General features: G+C 29.3%; 16 protein-coding genes. 6 read left to right on the forward strand and 10 right to left on the reverse strand.

Annotated elements, in window-relative coordinates:
• The first annotated feature begins 162 nt into the window (after positions 1-162).
• From BVC87_RS16875 to BVC87_RS16905, 6 genes are all read left to right on the forward strand, one after another.
• A complete protein-coding gene (locus BVC87_RS16875) occupies positions 163-2346 on the forward strand; it encodes a glycoside hydrolase family 3 C-terminal domain-containing protein (RefSeq protein WP_075343581.1) in 2184 nt (727 codons plus the stop codon).
• A 260-nt stretch (positions 2347-2606) separates the two neighbouring features.
• Complete coding sequence (locus BVC87_RS16880; RefSeq protein WP_075343582.1) at positions 2607-3377, forward strand: hypothetical protein; 771 nt, start codon at positions 2607-2609, stop codon at positions 3375-3377.
• 660 nt (positions 3378-4037) lie between these two features.
• Positions 4038-4748, forward strand: coding sequence for a sensor histidine kinase (locus tag BVC87_RS16890; protein ID WP_075343584.1), 711 nt, complete (start codon positions 4038-4040; stop codon positions 4746-4748).
• An 8-nt stretch (positions 4749-4756) separates the two neighbouring features.
• Positions 4757-5434 (forward strand): response regulator transcription factor, encoded by a 678-nt coding sequence (locus BVC87_RS16895; RefSeq protein ID WP_075343585.1) that lies wholly within the window; start codon positions 4757-4759, stop codon positions 5432-5434.
• 156 nt (positions 5435-5590) lie between these two features.
• Entirely contained in the window at positions 5591-6280 is a 690-nt protein-coding gene (locus tag BVC87_RS16900) for a hypothetical protein (protein ID WP_075343586.1), read from the forward strand.
• Between the two features lie 103 nt (positions 6281-6383).
• Entirely contained in the window at positions 6384-6869 is a 486-nt protein-coding gene (locus BVC87_RS16905) for a hypothetical protein (RefSeq protein WP_075343587.1), read from the forward strand.
• Positions 6870-7136: 267 nt separating this feature from the next.
• Here the strand turns inward: BVC87_RS16905 and folE are convergent, their stop codons facing one another.
• The 10 genes from folE to nadC all read right to left on the reverse strand — a co-directional run bounded on the left by folE (position 7137) and on the right by nadC (position 17089).
• Complete coding sequence (gene folE / locus BVC87_RS16910; RefSeq protein ID WP_075343588.1) at positions 7137-7826, reverse strand: GTP cyclohydrolase I FolE; 690 nt, start codon at positions 7824-7826, stop codon at positions 7137-7139.
• Positions 7827-7872: 46 nt separating this feature from the next.
• Complete coding sequence (gene hisS, locus BVC87_RS16915) at positions 7873-9237, reverse strand: histidine--tRNA ligase (RefSeq protein ID WP_075343589.1); 1365 nt, start codon at positions 9235-9237, stop codon at positions 7873-7875.
• Between the two features lie 114 nt (positions 9238-9351).
• Positions 9352-10281: a YihY/virulence factor BrkB family protein gene (locus BVC87_RS16920; protein WP_075343590.1), complete on the reverse strand. Its 930-nt coding sequence runs from the start codon at positions 10279-10281 to the stop codon at positions 9352-9354.
• 46 nt (positions 10282-10327) lie between these two features.
• Positions 10328-10909, reverse strand: coding sequence for a pentapeptide repeat-containing protein (locus BVC87_RS16925; RefSeq protein WP_449451365.1), 582 nt, complete (start codon positions 10907-10909; stop codon positions 10328-10330).
• Between the two features lie 244 nt (positions 10910-11153).
• Complete coding sequence (locus BVC87_RS16930) at positions 11154-11570, reverse strand: hypothetical protein (protein ID WP_075343592.1); 417 nt, start codon at positions 11568-11570, stop codon at positions 11154-11156.
• 14 nt (positions 11571-11584) lie between these two features.
• On the reverse strand, positions 11585-12823 hold the full coding sequence (locus BVC87_RS16935; protein WP_075343593.1) for a hypothetical protein: 1239 nt from the start codon (positions 12821-12823) through the stop codon (positions 11585-11587).
• A 193-nt stretch (positions 12824-13016) separates the two neighbouring features.
• The gene (locus tag BVC87_RS16940) at positions 13017-15131 is read right to left on the reverse strand and encodes a M3 family metallopeptidase (protein ID WP_075343594.1); all 2115 of its coding nucleotides are present in this window, start codon (positions 15129-15131) and stop codon (positions 13017-13019) included.
• A gap of 13 nt (positions 15132-15144) precedes the next feature.
• Entirely contained in the window at positions 15145-15765 is a 621-nt protein-coding gene (locus BVC87_RS16945; protein ID WP_075343595.1) for a Vat family streptogramin A O-acetyltransferase, read from the reverse strand.
• A gap of 5 nt (positions 15766-15770) precedes the next feature.
• A complete protein-coding gene (locus BVC87_RS16950) occupies positions 15771-16229 on the reverse strand; it encodes a hypothetical protein (protein ID WP_075343596.1) in 459 nt (152 codons plus the stop codon).
• Entirely contained in the window at positions 16229-17089 is an 861-nt protein-coding gene (nadC, locus tag BVC87_RS16955) for a carboxylating nicotinate-nucleotide diphosphorylase (RefSeq protein WP_075343597.1), read from the reverse strand. The genes BVC87_RS16950 and nadC overlap by 1 nt, the downstream gene beginning before the upstream one ends.
• Positions 17090-17101 lie beyond the last annotated feature (12 nt).

A 17101-nucleotide genomic window follows, 5' to 3' on the forward strand; every position in this document is an offset into this window, starting at 1 on the left:
TTATAATTCATAAAACAAAGCCTTTATTTTTTCGAATATTCTAAATTGCCATGTATTAAATCCCTTTTTTGATTAAAATGTATCATAATTAGTCTCTAAACTTTAAAATAGCAATACTCTAAAAGGAGTAATTTGTGATATACAACCAAAACCGATTATTACATGTACAAAATCAAAGCTATACTTACTACTTTTTTAATTTTTGGACTATCAAATTTTATCTATGCGCAAAATTTAGATTCTCGGATAGAAGCAAAAATTGATAGCATTTTACCCCTATTAACCCTTAAAGAAAAAGTAGCCATGTGCCATGCACAATCTAAGTTTAGCTCACCAGGAGTACCTCGATTGGGAATCCCTGAAATATGGATGTCAGATGGTCCTCATGGTGTAAGAGCAGAAATTAACTGGGACGATTGGGGATATGCCAAATGGACTAATGATTCTATTACTGCTTTTCCTGCATTAACAGCATTAGCTGCCTCTTTTAACGAAAAACTATCTTATGAATATGGTGTAGCTGTTGGAGAAGAAGCTAGATACCGAAAAAAAGATATTTTATTAGGTCCTGGAGTAAACATTTACCGTACACCATTTAATGGAAGAAATTTTGAATATATGGGTGAAGATCCTTTTTTAGCTTCAAAGATGGTAGTTCCTTATATCAAAGGTGTACAAAAAAATGGGGTTGCGGCTTGTGTGAAGCATTATGCGCTCAACAATCAAGAGCATTTGAGAGAAAAAATAAGTGTAGAAGTTAACGATAGAGCTCTTCATGAAATCTATTTACCTGCTTTTAAAGCTGCTGTAATTGAAGGAGGAGTTTGGTCTATAATGGGCTCATACAATCAATTTAGAGGTCAATTTTGTAGTCATCATGAACTTTTGAATAAAATCCTTAAAAAAGATTGGGGGTTTGACGGAGTTGTTATAACCGATTGGGGAAGTGCTCACAATACTAAAGAAGCTGCCTTAAATGGATTGGATATAGAAATGGGAACTGGAACCAATGGATTAACCTATTCTAAAAAGAATGCTTTTGAAAATTATTTTTTGGCTGCCCCTTTTTATGAAATGCTAACCAATAAAGAAATTGATGAATCTGTTGTTGATGATAAAGTAAGACGCATTCTAAGATTAATGTATAGAACAAATTTAGCTACCAACCGTCCTTTGGGTAATATGAACACCAAAGCACATCAAGATGTAGCCAGAAAAGTAGCGCAAGAAGGTATTGTATTGCTAAAGAATGAAAAACAATTCTTTCCTATTTCAGATGACAAACAACTAACTATAGCTGTAATTGGTGAAAATGCGACTAGAGCAATGACCTTAGGTGGCGGATCATCTGAATTAAAAGCAAAATATGAGATTTCTCCTTTACAAGGAATACAGGAGCGTTATAAAAATGCCAAGATAGTCCATGCCATGGGATATGCTTCTGGTCCTGCTGCATATGGAATGGAAATACCATCTAAATTAGATGCTGATTCTTTAGCTAACGCTGCTGTAAGCTTAGCTAAAAAAGCTGATTTAGTACTTTTTGTAGGCGGTTTAAATAAGAATCATCGTCAAGATTGTGAAGGAGAAGATCGAAAACATTACCATTTACCTTTTGGTCAAGACAAGCTTATAGATAAACTTGTGAAAGTCAACGCAAATCTAGGTGTAGTTATCCTGAGCGGAAATGCTATAGAAATGAAGTGGCTACCAAAAGTAAAAGGATTATTACAAGGATGGTACTTAGGAAGTGAGGCGGGACATGCTTTAGCTGATGTCATTTCAGGAGATATTAATCCTTCAGGAAAATTACCTTTTTCTTTTCCTAAAAAGTTAGAAGATAATGGTGCGCATTCCTTTAATAAAACAGTTTATCCTGGTAATGGAACAGATGTGGTATACAAAGAAGATATTTTAGTAGGTTATCGATGGCATGACACCAAAAAAATTAAACCTCAATTTAGTTTTGGTTATGGTATGTCTTATTCATCATTTTCAATTTCAAATATTAAAACAGACCACAAATCTTATGGTGTGAATGATAAAATTACTGTTGCTTTCGATATTAAAAATACAGGGAATAGAAAAGGAGCTGAAGTCGTTCAAGTTTATTTGGGAAAAATTAAATCCAAAGTAAAGCGAGCAACTAAAGAATTAAAAGGTTATAAAAAACTGAGTTTAAAAAAAGGAGAAATAGCTAATGGTAAAATTCCTATAAGTATATCTGATTTAGCCTTTTACAATAAATCAATTAATGATTGGGAAATAGAAAAAGGAGAGTATTATGTATATGTTGGAACCTCATCTGGTGATATCTTAAAAAAATTGAAGATCAATATTAAATAACTTTATATTTTTTCACCTAACCCTTAGATATAATTATATTAAAATGAATGTATACATATATATAAATTTAAAATTATTTTTATAGTATAACTTATTAAAAAAACTATTTTCAGTATTTTCTTTAAATAATTTAACTACCGTAAGTTTTTATATTAATTAGATAAAATAATTTGATGATCTTGAACTTGTTTCTTAAGCTTTTAATTGATAATTTAACAAAATAACTTATAACTAAATCATTTTCATTAATTAACTACTTTATGTCACTCCCTACTATTAATTTACTTTCAAAAACTGAATGTATTAATGCTGTAAATAAATGGCAAGCCAATAAAGGTACCTACACAAATATTAAAAATTTGATAATTCCCACGAAGACTTTTAAGTTTACTTCCACTGACTATCAATGGTTCAATAAAAATAATGATAACAAATACTTTCATATCTATGCTGGTATTTATAAAAGTCAATTTACTCTAATAATTGTACCTTTAAATTCGGAGGGAAAAGAAAAAGAGCTTGCTTCATATCTAATATTAACACTAGAAACATTAGATAATGAAATAATTTTAATAGAAGAAGAAAATATAGTTACTCAAAAAACTATAACTTTATCTAAAGAATTGGATATTACAAATTCTATTAAAAAATCAAAAACACCTATTTATAACGAACCTCTAATCACTGAAAGTCAAGCAGCATCTAATATTCAAGAATGGAAAAATGAGTGTTTGAATTGGTTTTACAATGAGTGTACTATATTTGAAGGGAAAAGAATTTTCAATTGTTTTACAGTTCCGACCTCAGATATTGAGCTAACCAACAAAAAATATAATGAAATCAGAGTTTTTTTTGCTTTTAGGTACTCTTTTATTCTTCAAAGAGCAGTTCCCTTTTTGATTTTTATAGCTGTAGATAACAAAGACCCAAATTCAAAAGTTTCAGAATTAATAACAAATATGAAAGACTGGTCGCAACCATGTCCTCCAATGTGTGGTAGTTTAAGTGACTTCACCATTTTTAATTATTAAAATGATCTCATTTTTCTATTGTTCTGTTGTTGTTAGTAATTGTTTATTACTTACTGCTTTCATTTACGGTAAATACATTAAAGTACCTTTATACAAAAAACAAATAAAATGGTATATAATTTACTTAGAGTTTATCTTAGGTGTGGAATTAATTACAAAAATTTTAATTTTCTTGTTTAAAGTTAAGAATACAGAATTTTTATACCCTTTTTATATTGCTGGAGAATTTTTTCTTTTAAGTCAACTTTTTTTGGTTACACTTAAAGTTCATAAAAAATGGAAAGTTATTACATCATTTATAACTTGTTGTATTTTTACAGAAGCATTCTTCTTATGGTTTACTGAGAATCCTGTATCGACTTCCTCAGGTAAAATATTTTCTAATCTAATTATCGTTTTTATAATTGCTTACCAATTAATAAAAAATTTAAAGAAATTGGCTTTACAAAGCCATTTAATAATAATCTATAGTGCTTTGTTTCTCTATTATTCAACTTCTTTATTTTTATTCTTATTAATGAATCAGTTAACTACAGAAAATATTTCTATTTGGACTGTAAACAATATGCTCTCTTCTATTTTATATTCTAGTTCAATTTATGCATTTTACAAATTAAAGAGATTACTATAAATATCAACTATTTAATTGCCTTAATTATTATGTTAACCATAATAATTGTATTTATATTTTTAGCATATAAAACTTTCTTACAAAAAATATTGAAAGAAAAAGATTTTCAATATCAACAAGAGTTAGCTTATCAAAAAGAAATTTCCAGTCAAGAAATCATTGTACAAGAGAATGAGAGGAAACGTATAGCTGAAGCTTTACATGATGAAGTTGGTAGTAAATTAAATATTTTATCTTTATGGATCAATAATGATGACACGTGGCAAAATGAACAGTCTAGGAGAATTGTTTCACAACAAATTCCTCTTTTAATTAATGCTACTAGAAATGTTTCTTATGCATTATATCCTATAAACTTAGAAAAGTTTGGATTAATAATAACCCTTGAAGAGTTAATAACCCAAATAAACACATCTCTAATTGTAAAATTAATTACTAAATATACTTACTATAAAAAATCTGTTTCATTAGAAGTACAATTATACCGAATCATTCAAGAATTTCTAAGCAATGCTATTAAACACTCAAACGCGTTAGAAATGATTATACAAATACGAGATACTGAAAAATCGCTTATTCTTATATTATCAGATAATGGAATTGGATTTAATCCCCAAAAATCATACAAGGGAATGGGTGTAAAAAATATTACATCCAGAATAAAATCAATACAGGCTAAGTATAAGTGGAAAAGTAAGAAAAATAAAGGGAATACATTAATTGTGTTCCTCGAAAAATAAGAAAAAATATGATTAAAATCTCTATAGTCGATGATGAAGCATTATTTCTTGAAGGAATTAATCTTCTGTTTTCAATTGTAGAAAACATAAGAGTAGTTTCTTCTACTACCTCAGCAATGGAAATGATAGATAAGTTATCTAATATATCTAAAGTTAATTTTCCCGACATTATTCTTGTAGATATTCTTATGAAACCAGTTGATGGTTTCGAACTTGTAGAACGTTTAAAAAAAAAATATCCTGATTTAAAGATTATTATACTTTCTTCTCATTACAAACAAAATGTATTAGGGCATATGTTCAAGCTTGGAATTTCTGCTTTCATTCCTAAAAATGCTAATAAAGAATTATTAGTAAACACAATTGAATCTGTTTACAAAACTGGTGTTTGTTTTACTAAGAAAGATCATGAAATGCTCATAGAATTCATGAATAGTAAAATCAAAAAACCAACATTAACTAATACCGAAGAATTATCTGAAAGAGAAAAAGAGGTTTTAAAATTAATTTGCTTAGGGCATACCAATAAAAAAATAGCTGATAAACTATTTCTTAGTAAGCGAACTATTGAAAGTCATAGACAACGAATCATGCAAAAAACTGGGGTTAAAAACACAGTAGGACTAGTTATATATGCCATTGCTAATCATATATATAAACTTCCAATTCATTACTATACCGTATAAATACGGAAAATAAAATTGAGTGTTTTCTACTCTAAAACAATTTATAAATAATACGTCTATTTGTATTGTTCAACCAACGAAGCTTCAAAAACATGAACAATGGTGTATTCTGAAAAACCAACATAAATAGAGTAGGAAAATTAAAATAATAATAAAATGTCAAATTCAAATGACCCAACGGATTATAAAATTTATCTTGTTAATAAAGGTAGTTCTGTAAAAAATTTCTGGTGCTTTTTAAAGCAACCAGAAGGAATTAATTCACCTAAAGTCTATGCTAATTCAAGCGCAATGTTAAGTGTTATTCCTAATTATGAAGGAATAAATACATTTACAATACCTCTACAATATATTATTGGAGCTGGCTCACATAATAATGCTGTAGGTTTAGATGTAAAAATAGATTCTAATATTGTCAAAAAAGTTAGTTTACAGGAGTCTTGGGCTGCTAATTACTCTACTGTACCTCCTAAACAAGGGCCTTTATTAACTATTAACCAAGATACTACAAGTGCTACCGATACTATAGGTATTAAATCAAATACATTTGACAGGGTAGCTAATGAAAATAGCAGCTGGTATAGTAGTATGTCTTTCGGGATAGAATCAGCTAATGGTTATGTAGGAGTTACTTGGGCTCCATCTCCAAATGATAGTAGTACAATAACTCCAAAATTTGCTTTTTACATTGCAACTGGTAACTATACAAGTAATGCTTTAGCTGATATAGAAACCATTTCTAATGAGTCAGCAAAAATTGAACTATCAAATTTTAATAATCTTGAAGCAACAGTAACGCTAACAGCAACTGGAGAATGGCTTGTAACCCCTGGTAAACCTCAGTAAAAAGGAAGTTATAATTCTTATAGAGCTGCTTTATAAAGCAGCTCTATAATGAATAATAGAAACCGATAAATTTCCATATTAATTATAAAATAAAAATATTAAAATGAATTATTACATACCTAAACATAGCTTAAAAAATATTCTATTAATATTAGTAATTGTATTTTTTAGTCAATGTAACACTAGTAAAAAAGTTATTACAAATAGTAAAGACCGATCTTCTAACACAACCTCTCAAGATTTAACACCATCATTTAATAGGGGAACAAAAATAGTAAGAGGTTTCAGTAGTTGTGATAATATTCTTCAAAAAATTGAAGATGCCACTTCACCACATATAGGTCCCAATGAACCCTTAGTAAACTTAAGCGTTAGCGCATCAAATGTTTTGACCTACAAAAAATTAGCCAAAAACTTACCTCATAATTTTTACGCTTGTGCTACCTTAGGTGAATTAAGAAACAAAAATACTCATATATCAATAGTTAGTGATCCTACAAATGAAGATCCTAATCATTGCTTAATCTCTAATATTACACCTAAACAACTAAGCTCAGTAATGGCCGGACAGTGTAAGAGGAAACAATGAAGAATCTATATTTTTGGTTAACATCTATTTTAGAAATATAGTTTTTTGTTAGTTTATCTAATAATGAAGAGGAAGTAAAATCAATCTTCAACTTCTTCTAATAAAGTAATTCTTTTATAACTAAAAGAGGTTGTCTTCGCTTTTCAGACAACCTCTTTTTTATATGGGTAGATACCGGAGAGTAATTGTAAAATATGTTATTCTCACCTCAGTGAGTGTATTTTCATTTCAGACGGCCTCTCTTTAATATATATTATCACTTCATTTTTAATGAAATTCTGTTTCCATTTTAATATAATCTAGAAACTCTCTTTTAGTATCTTTATCTTTGAATTTGCCTCCAAATTCAGCAGTAACTGTAGAACTTTCAATATCTTTAATTCCTCTTGAATTTACACATAAATGCTTAGCATCTACAACACAAGCCACATCATCAGTTCCTAATGCCTCTTGCATAGCTTGTACTATTTGCATAGTTAAACGTTCTTGTACTTGTGGTCTTTTTGCAAAGTAATCTACAATACGATTCATTTTAGATAAACCGATAACTTTTCCTTTAGAGATATAAGCAACATGAGCACGTCCTACAATTGGTAATAAATGATGTTCGCAGGTAGAGTACACAATTATATTCTTCTCCACCAACATTTCACCATATTTATATTTATTCTCAAACGTAGATGCTTTAGGTTTATTCTTAGGGTTTAAGCCCATAAAAAGCTCATTTACAAAAGCCTTTGCTACACGCTTTGGTGTTCCTTGTAAGCTATCATCTCTTAAATCCATTCCAAGCGTAATCAATATATCTTTCACACTCTCTTGGATTCTTGTAATCTTCTCTTCATCCGAAATATCGAACGCATCATCACGTATAGGTGTCTCTGCAGACGTACCGATATGGTTCTCTCCTATTTCGTCTATTCTCTCATCGTCCATATTATTGTGGGTCTCGAACATACTTTATTATTTACTAGCTTTATTTTTAATAAACAAAAACTTGTTTTTATTTTACAAATTTAACCATTTCTTCAATTGTAAGTAGCTGTTCTTCTCTGTTTTGTGTATTCTTTAACTTGAACTTATCTCCCTCTACAGAAGTAACTACATACTCAATTGCTCTCTTATCAACATACTTCCATTGTTTTTTCTGTTGATTATTACTAGTAGCTAAATCAGGATATAACTCTGATTTGATTCCTGCATTTCTTAAGACTGCTATTGCTTTTATTTTTGCTATACCTTCACTCTCATCAAAGTTTAAAAACAAAACTTTAGGTTTAGGTAATTCAACTGTTTCAAAAAGCCCTAACTCTTCCATTACTAAATAAATTCTATCTAACCCAAATGATATACCAACACCACTAACATCTTTCAAACCAAAAATTCCAGTAAGGTCATCATATCTTCCTCCTCCACCTATAGAACCTATTTTCACTTCTTTTGGTGCTGCAACTTCAAAAATAGCACCTGTATAGTAATTTAAACCTCTAGCTAAAGTTACATCTAATTCTAAAGCTGCTGTTTGTAATCCCAATTCATTAATACTGTTAATTACAAAAGCTAACTCTTCTACTCCTTTACTACCTTCTTCAGAACTCACTAACATTTTTGATAATGATTCTAATTTATCTTCATTAGATCCCGTAAAATCAAAAAGTGGTTGTACTTTTTCAATGGCTTCCTCAGAAATTCCTTTGGAAATCATTTCAGCAACTACTCCATCTTTTCCTATTTTATCTAGTTTGTCTAACGCTACTGTAAAATCGATCAACTTATCTTTTGCTCCAATTACTTCAGCAATTCCAGATAAGATTTTTCGATTGTTAATTTTAATAGTCGTTCCTATTACATTTAACTTACTAAAAACGGAATCATATAATTGTACAAATTCAACTTCTTGCCATAAAGAATCACTTCCAACTACATCAGCATCACATTGGTAGAACTCTCTAAAACGTCCTTTTTGTGGGCGATCTGCTCTCCAAACTGGCTGTATTTGATATCTTTTGAATGGAAATGTAATTTCATTTTGATGTTGTACTACGTAACGTGCAAAGGGTACAGTTAAATCGTAACGCAAAGCTTTTTCAGAGATTTGAGTAGTTAACTTATTGCTATCTTTAGCTGTTAATATACTTTCATCTGCTTTACTTAAATAATCACCAGAATTTAAAATCTTAAAAATCAAACGATCTCCTTCCTCTCCATATTTCCCCATAAGAGTAGATGAATTTTCAAAACTTGGAGTTTCAATAGGTTGAAATCCGAATAACTCAAAAGAATGCTTAATTGTATTAAAAATAAAATTTCTTCTAGCTACTTGTGTTGGTGAAAAATCTCTTGTTCCCTTTGGAATACTTGGTCTCATTTCAGTTATCAATTATCATTTAACAATTATCAGTGAACAGTTATACTTTGATTATTATTCATCAATAATTGTTAATTATTATTAAGTTGGCAAATATCCGAATTTATTGGCGGATTATGAAGTTTTATTTCTTCGTTTTAATTGATAGATAGAAGCGTTCAATTCAAAACCTAACAGTAATACAATTGCATTTAACCAAACAAATAACATTAAGATTAAAAGTGTTCCGATAGACCCATATAGTTGGTTGTATTGTGCAAATTTTACTACATAAATTCCGAAAAGATAAAATGTAAATAAGGATACTACTGTGGTTAATATAGCTCCAGGGGAAAAGAACTTTATATCACTCCCTTGCTTAGTTCCATATCTAAAAAGTAAAGATACTACGGTGTAAATCATAACTAAAAATAAGAAACCTCTTCCAAAATAAAACAAGTTAAGATCACTTGTATCAAACCATCCTATTTGATCAATCTTTGTTAAAGCGACTTGGTATAGAATAACTAAAGTTACTGTTATAATTAAGAAAAAAGACATTAATAAAGAAACAGCTAATGATATAATATATGCTTTGAATACATTTCTAAACTCGCGTACATGATAAGAATATTCGAATCCTCCAAAAATGGCATTAACTCCATTAGTCATTAGAAAAATAGAGGCTAAAAAACCAAAAGAAAGTAAACCTCCATACTGATTATTAATGATATCTTTTATAACTCCATTAACGGCATCAAAAGTTTTAGGAGGCAATCCTTCTCTGAATAAATCAAATAACCCTTCTTGAAAACCGTCTATAGGTAAATAAGGAATTAACGTAAGTATGAACAGTAAAAAAGGAAAAATCGCCATAAAAAAACTAAATGCAATCCCTCCTGCCCTAGTTGTTAAAGCACCTTTTACAATACCAATGGTATACATCTCCAAAACATCATACAAAGACAGCCCTTCTAAACCTGGAATTTTTATTTTTTTTCCAAATCTAACTAGCCAATTGACTATTGGAATTTTTTCTAGACTTTGTTCTATTTCTTTTGACATTTACTTAGTTAGCTCTTAGCTTTTTAGTTTTAGCTTTAATAAATAATTAGTCTTGTAATCTAATATTATATTTTTCCAACAAATTAACCACATTATCCTTTGAAAACACAGCTTTTTCTAGTTTATTAGTTTCTAAATTTATTGAAAAGTTACGAGCTGTTTTAAAATTTACATTTCTTAAATCAGTTTCTTCAAAGATGGAACCTAACAAATCACAATTATCAAAATATGAAAACTGTGCATCGGCTTCAGTAAAATCCACTTCCCTAATACTACAATCGACAAACTGAAAATTACGCATTTTTAGTTGATAAAAAGACGAATAATCTAATTGACAATCTGTAAAATTGATTCGTAATAAAAACGGATCAACTTCATAGAATTTAACACCTAATAATTTTGAACTCTTAAAATCTACATCTTTAAAGCTACTTTCTTTTAATCTAGTATTACTAAAATTACAATCAATAAATTCACATTCTAAAAATTCAGAATTTACAATATGCATTTCAGAAAAGTTACAATTTTGGAAAGTACATGAATCAAAATCAACTCTACTTATTTCATCATTGGTAAAACTTCTCTTCTCAAATGTTTCATTATCGTAATACTCATTCATGAATCTAATTTTAAACTTTTAAATATATAGCAATAAAATTTAAAACTGTAGCTTTGATTCTACTGAATCCTTCTATTCTCGATCCAAGAATAACTGTTTTATCTAACAGTAAAGTACCTATCAATTTATGTTTAGCATCTCAATCAGAAATAATTTCTTTACTAAAAACAGTATATTCTTTTTGAGTTTATACTTCTTATTTCATTTTTCTTGAGTAACAAGTTAATAATTGAAGAATGCGTATTATATTTTTTCATTGTATTTCTTCTTTTAATTCATATTCAATCACTTTCCCATTATCATAAGTTACTAATCCAAAAAGTTTATCCGATTTGAGTCTTAATTTTAACTTATTTAAATAGGTATACTGAATTTCTTTTGGGTTTGAATTCACAATAATTTCATTGTCTTCCAACTTCCAATCGTATATATATGAATGTACATACGTTTCTTTTTCACAACTAGAAATACCTTTTTCTGTGAGTTCTATTTTATCTTTAGTTAGCTTAACAAGAATATATATTTGTTCTCCTGCACAAGGATCTGGAATAGGTGTTTCTTCACATACTGAATTGACATTAGCCGAGAATGTTTTACCGAACAAATTTCTACCTACGTTTTGTCCTTGAACTGTTGCTGTAATTAATATGAGTATTAAATTGAACTTCATAACAAACAACTATTTTAATTAAAATTACTTTCTGGTTCACATAACATTATCTTATTTTTTTCTACATAAGTAATATATTCTTTATCTAGAGTTTCGAAAAAGTAAGGGTGTATTGCTTCGTGTTCTGGTACTATTTTAGTGACTTTATTTTTATCAAAATCAATTTCCCAGATACATCTGAACGTCATACCACTATTATCAAAATACAAAATATTTTTTCTAGAATGCCAACAAATGCCACCAAAGAGAAGCGCTTCACCTGTATCTTCATCAACAGCTAAACCAAACTCTTTACTCTCTTTAATATGATCACTTAATTTAAACTTCAATTCTGGAAGTTTATCAACTATATATTCATTTGATAATATCAGTTTACATTGCTTATTCCAATTTGTTATTTCATGAAATGACATTACTTCTCCATAGTTAATTACTACTTTTGTTTTGTCTGGACTTATTATTTTTATATCATCTGGAGTTTCAACAATAACATTTGACAAAACAGTAGTCTCTATTTTTTGAGTTTTATTCTTAGACCCTAATACATATTCATAATATTCTTTTTTAACAACCTTTGGACGATAATCTGTTTTGATCTCTTTTATTTTGTAATAGTATAATCTACCATTTTTAAGTATTAAATTATCGAGTTGTAACGAGGTAAGTTCATGAAAGAAAGTTTCTGCATCATAGTCACTCACTAGATTAGACGCTACTGAAGATAAATTAACAGTATCAATCTCATAAAGCTCTTTATTATCATTTAATTCGTAAACATTTATAATAAGATTATCTTTTTTTAAAGGATATTCAACTCCCATAAAATAAAAACGCATTTGATTATTTATAATTGAAGTTTTTACATTAAAAAAATATTCATTCTTTTTTTCTGATGTATAATACACTCCTCTGTTCCAATACTTATCGTTTGTAACAATTTTATAATCTAATGTTTTTGTATAGTTTTTAGTTACATTATCAGACATCCCATTAATAGCTATTGAAATTTCATATAATCTCTTTATAGAGTCTTTTTCTCTCTCTAGTTTTTGTGTATCCGTTTTTATTTTACCTAAACTATTATCGTGTGCTTTTTCTATACTTTCAATAGTTTTCTGCTGTTTTAAAATCTGTTCTTTTTGTTTAGATATTTCTTTTTTAAAATTCTCAATTTGAACTATATCTTCCTTTTTTGACTTATTAGAACAACTAAGAACGATTAGCATTACAATTACAACTGAAACTTGTCTCATTTATATGATAATTAGAAAAATATATTACATAAGTAAAAATATGATATATAAACAAAAAACGATCAGAATAATCTAATTCTGATCGTTTTTAACGTATATCTGTAAAGAAATAATCTTTTTATGATGTAATATGAGTCATTAGTATTAAGTACTTAGTGCTTATTTAAAACTTGAAATACTGCCAACTGGATACTTATTTCAGCCCTCTTGCTTTTAACATAGGTTCAGCTTGAGGATCTCTCCCAGCAAAAGTTTTATACATTTCAGAATACTCCATTGTACTTCCTCTAGATAATACTTCCTTACGGAACTTATCTCCATTTGCACGAGTTAGTAGGCCATTGTTTTTAAACCAATCATAAGCATCATGACTTAACATTTCTGTCCATAAATATGAATAATATCCAGCTCCATAACCTCCACTAAAAATATGCGCAAAATATGTAGAACGATATCTTGGTGGAATTTCATCTACATTTAATTTCATTTTTTCTAAAGCCTCTTTTTCAAAGGCAGCTACATCTTTAATTTCTGTATCTACTCCAGTAGTATGCCATTGCATATCTAAATTTGAAGCACATAGATTTTCTATAATAGAATATCCTTGATTGAAAGTACCTGCTGCTTTAATCTTATTTAATAAGGTCTCAGGAATTACTTCTCCTGTTTTATAGTGTAATGCATAATTATTTAACACTTCAGGATGTGTTGCCCAATTCTCATTAACTTGAGAAGGAAACTCTACAAAGTCTCTTGCCGTGCTAGTTCCTGAAATTGATGCATATTGCTGATCTCCAAATAAACCGTGTAAAGCATGTCCAAATTCATGAAACATTGTTTCCACTTCATCGTAACTAATTAGAGCTGGTTCTCCTTCAGCTGGTTTAGGTGAATTACATACATTATAAACTACAGGTTTTTGATTACGTAACTTTGATTGCTTTACAAAAGCACTCATCCAAGCTCCTCCTCTTTTACTATCTCTTGCAAAAAAATCACCATAGAACAAACCTAGTTTACTCCCATCCTCTTCAAAGATCTCATATACAACAACATCTGGATGATACACAGGAATATCAGTACGCTTTTTGAAGCTTAACCCGTATAACTTATTTGCAGCAAAGAATACTCCTTTTTCCAATACATTGTTGATTTCAAAGTATTGTTTAACCTGTTCTTCATCTAAATTGTATTTAGATTTACGAACTTTTTCTGCATAAAAATTCCAATCGTAAGGTGTTAATTTAAAATCACCTCCATTCTTATTAATTTCTGCTTGAATTTCTTTGATTTCTGAAGCTGCTTTTTCTAAAGAACCTGGTATTAAATTAGTAAACATTTCAAAAACCTTATCTGGTGTAGAAGCCATAGTACCTTGTAAACTCCAGCTTGCATAATTATCGAAACCTAAAATTTTAGCTTTTTGAGCACGTAATGCTACAATTTGTTTTACTAATTCAGAGGTGTCATATGCTCCTCCTTCTGTTCTATGAATTGATTTTGAGAATAGTTTTTCGCGCGTTTCTCTATCTTCTAGACTTTGTAATGATGGTTGTTGTGTAGTATTAATCAACTGGATTTCATATTGCCCATCTTTTTCTAACGACTTTATTTTTTCTTCGGAAAATCCTTTTAGTTTTTCTTTGTTATCAACAACTACTCCCCCTTTTTTACTAGCATCTAATAACTTCTTTCCAAAATCATTTGATAAACTTGCTAGTTTTGCATTAATGTCTTTTAAGCGGGCTTTATCTTCTTCTGATACATTCGCTCCTGCCTTTGCAAATCGTTTGAATGTTTCTTTTACTAAATGCTTAGATTCTGCATCTAAATTTAAATTCTCTACAGTATTATAAACTGATTTTATTTTTTCGAACAATTTTGTGTTCAATAAAATATCATCTCTATGTTTTGAGAATTTTGGAGCTAACTCTTTTTGATTTTCCTTAATAACATCATTAGTGTGTGCTCCTGCCAATGCAAAAAATACAGACGTGACATTGTCTAATGTTTTGCTGCTTTCTTCTAAAGCTAAAATAGTATTTTCAAATGTTGGTGTTTCTGTATTTGCTACAATTTTAGCTATTTCTTCATTTTGAACTTCCATACCTTTTAAAATCGCAGGCATAAAATGTTCATCTTTGATTTTTGTAAAATCAGGCGCTCCGTAGTCTAAAGTACTTTTTACCAATAAAGGATTCTCTGAAATATTCATATCTGTATCTGTAGTCTTCTCTTTTTTAGTTTCTTTATTATTACAGCTCACCATTAAGGCTATGACTGCAATACCTAGTATGCGTTTTTTCATTGTACCGTTATTATTATTTTAGTTTATGTATTGAGTTCTGAGTTAAGTTTTGAAGGTTCTCTGTAATTTTCTCTATAGGCCAATTCCACCACTCTAACTCTAATAGTTTTTGAATTACATCTTCAGAAAAGCGTTTTTTTATTTCCTTTGCTGGATTACCTCCAACAACTGAATAAGGTGCAACATCTTTTACAACTGTAGCATTTGTAGCTATAATGGCACCATCTCCTATAGTAACACCAGCCATTATAGTCGCATTATGACCAATCCAAACATCATTACCCACTATTACATCTCCTTTGTTAGGATATGATTTTCCTTCCATGGCTTTTTCCCAACCATTACCAAATATGGCAAATGGATATGTAGAAATAGCATCTGTTAGATGATTGGCTCCATTCATAATAAATTTTACTCCAGAAGCAATCATACAAAATTTACCAATGATTAGTTTATCTCCTGTAAAATCGAAATGGTATTTTACATTTTTCTCGAAGTTCTCTACATTTTCAAAATCATCATAATAGGTGTAATCACCTACAATAATATTAGGATTTTTGACTACGTTTTTTAAAAAGCATAGTTTATCATAATTAGGTAAAGGATACTTTTCTTCTTTGTTTGGTCCTAGCATCTTTTTCAATGTTTAATTAAATATTCTTTTTCAGATAATACCAATGTGCTTTTTCTATCACACCCTCCAAAACAATTTGCTAAAACATATATAGTTCTACTTAAAGTCTTAATCTTTATAAGATAGACATAACATCCTGATTCTATTGTTTTAAAGTTTATTGTGTTATTTGAAACATTATTAACTATAGTATCTATCTGACCTAGTAAAGGAGGTATCATTTTTTCATCAAACTTTTCAACTTTTAATTCATTAAATTCTTTTTCGTTTATGATATATCCATGATAAAAATCGTTATAATCTAAACTTTTAAACTCTTGTTTAATTTGTAGTATTTCATATCCAATAATCGCATCACTTTCAGCTTCAATTTTCAAAGTAAAAATTCCAGACCCACAAGCTTGTGAAAAAATATAACTCTGAATAAAAATTAGACATAAAAACAACAAACGTTTCAGCTGCATTATTCTACTGCTTTTAAACTTAGATCCATATTATATACTGAATGTGTTAAAGCTCCTGAAGAAATAAAATCGACTCCACACTCCGCATACTTACGAATTGTTTTTTCATTAATTCCTCCTGAGCTTTCTGTTAGGCAAGTATCACCGATTAACTCTACTGCTTTTCGAGTGGCTTCATAATTAAAATTATCAATCAATATTCGATATACACCTTCGTTAGATAAAATCTCTTTGATTTCTTCTAAATTTCTAGCTTCGACTATAATTTTAATATCTAACTCTTTTTCCGCTAAGTATTTTTTAGTTTTGGTAATGGCTTGGGTAATTCCACCTGCAAAATCGATATGGTTGTCTTTAATCATTACCATATCATACAGTGCAAATCTGTGATTTTCTCCTCCTCCAATTTTAACCGCCCATTTTTCTAAAGCTCTAATTCCTGGTGTAGTTTTTCGAGTATCTAACACTTTTGTTTTTGTACCTTCTAGTAAATCCATGAAAGAACGAGTTTTAGTAGCTATAGCACTCATACGTTGCATTGCATTTAACACTAATCGTTCTGCTTGTAATATAGATTGAGATTTACCTGAGACATACAATACTATGTCACCATACTTTACTTTTTCTCCATCATGAATTACTGTTTCTACTTTCAGATCTTCATCTATATATCCAAATACTAATTTAGCAAATTCTACACCTGCAATTACTCCTTCATCTTTTACTAATAACTTTGCTTTTCCTGTAGCATCTGCTGGTATACATGATAATGAAGTATGATCTCCTTCTCCTACATCTTCTCTAATGGCATTTGCTATAATTAATGCTAATTCTTTGGTAAATTGTTCTTGAGATATCATTTTTTATGAATT

The organism is Tenacibaculum agarivorans, from assembly GCF_001936575.1.
Lineage (GTDB): Bacteria > Bacteroidota > Bacteroidia > Flavobacteriales > Flavobacteriaceae > Polaribacter > Polaribacter agarivorans.

Excerpts from the sequence above, each read along its gene's own strand:
- BVC87_RS16875 (WP_075343581.1), top strand. The coding sequence starts at position 163 with ATGTACAAAATCAAAGCTATACTTACTACTTTTTTAATTTTTGGACTA.
- BVC87_RS16880 (WP_075343582.1), top strand. The coding sequence starts at position 2,607 with ATGTCACTCCCTACTATTAATTTACTTTCAAAAACTGAATGTATTAAT.
- BVC87_RS16890 (WP_075343584.1), top strand. The coding sequence starts at position 4,038 with ATGTTAACCATAATAATTGTATTTATATTTTTAGCATATAAAACTTTC.
- BVC87_RS16895 (WP_075343585.1), top strand. The coding sequence starts at position 4,757 with ATGATTAAAATCTCTATAGTCGATGATGAAGCATTATTTCTTGAAGGA.
- BVC87_RS16900 (WP_075343586.1), top strand. The coding sequence starts at position 5,591 with ATGTCAAATTCAAATGACCCAACGGATTATAAAATTTATCTTGTTAAT.
- BVC87_RS16905 (WP_075343587.1), top strand. The coding sequence starts at position 6,384 with ATGAATTATTACATACCTAAACATAGCTTAAAAAATATTCTATTAATA.
- folE (WP_075343588.1), bottom strand. The coding sequence starts at position 7,826 with ATGTTCGAGACCCACAATAATATGGACGATGAGAGAATAGACGAAATA.
- hisS (WP_075343589.1), bottom strand. The coding sequence starts at position 9,237 with ATGAGACCAAGTATTCCAAAGGGAACAAGAGATTTTTCACCAACACAA.
- BVC87_RS16920 (WP_075343590.1), bottom strand. The coding sequence starts at position 10,281 with ATGTCAAAAGAAATAGAACAAAGTCTAGAAAAAATTCCAATAGTCAAT.
- BVC87_RS16930 (WP_075343592.1), bottom strand. The coding sequence starts at position 11,570 with ATGAAGTTCAATTTAATACTCATATTAATTACAGCAACAGTTCAAGGA.
- BVC87_RS16935 (WP_075343593.1), bottom strand. The coding sequence starts at position 12,823 with ATGAGACAAGTTTCAGTTGTAATTGTAATGCTAATCGTTCTTAGTTGT.
- BVC87_RS16940 (WP_075343594.1), bottom strand. The coding sequence starts at position 15,131 with ATGAAAAAACGCATACTAGGTATTGCAGTCATAGCCTTAATGGTGAGC.
- BVC87_RS16945 (WP_075343595.1), bottom strand. The coding sequence starts at position 15,765 with ATGCTAGGACCAAACAAAGAAGAAAAGTATCCTTTACCTAATTATGAT.
- BVC87_RS16950 (WP_075343596.1), bottom strand. The coding sequence starts at position 16,229 with ATGCAGCTGAAACGTTTGTTGTTTTTATGTCTAATTTTTATTCAGAGT.
- nadC (WP_075343597.1), bottom strand. The coding sequence starts at position 17,089 with ATGATATCTCAAGAACAATTTACCAAAGAATTAGCATTAATTATAGCA.